The sequence below is a fragment of the Colwellia sp. 75C3 genome, assembly GCF_002836255.1.
GTDB lineage: Bacteria > Pseudomonadota > Gammaproteobacteria > Enterobacterales > Alteromonadaceae > Colwellia.
This window is the reverse complement of sequence record NZ_PJAU01000018.1, coordinates 1-402: the sequence shown is the minus strand read 5'-3', so window position 1 is coordinate 402 and position 402 is coordinate 1. Positions and strand designations below refer to the sequence as shown.

The 402-nt window shown below is 40.0% G+C and carries 1 protein-coding gene; it reads left to right on the top strand.

Going from position 1 to position 402, the window contains the following annotated elements; genetic code table 11:
• Window positions 1-402: hypothetical protein (locus CXF85_RS00115; RefSeq protein ID WP_157828992.1), on the top strand; the 402-nt coding region annotated here is incomplete at both ends.

The following is a 402-nucleotide window of genomic DNA, read 5'->3' as shown; positions in this document are numbered from 1 at the left end:
TGACACACTTAAGTTTATTGGTTTTACGACGCTAACCGGTGGTACTCAAGCCGATGATTTTATTCTATCTTTGATGGATGATATTACGGGCTTAATTAGTGGTGGTTTAGGTGATGATACTTTAACTCTTAACACGACTAATCAATCGGTTGTTATTGGCACCGACATTTCAAGTATTGAAACAGTTACTGGTACAGGTACTAACACATTAACTGCAAGCAACATGGTCAATACGTGGGCAATCAATGCCACTAACCAAGGTGTGATTAATGACGGCACGATTGATGAAGTTAACTTTGTTAACTTCAATACACTAACGGGTGGTGCATTAGTCGATAGCTTCACCTTGAGCTTGATGGATAACATCACCGGCTTAATCAGTGGTGGTGCAAGTGATGATAC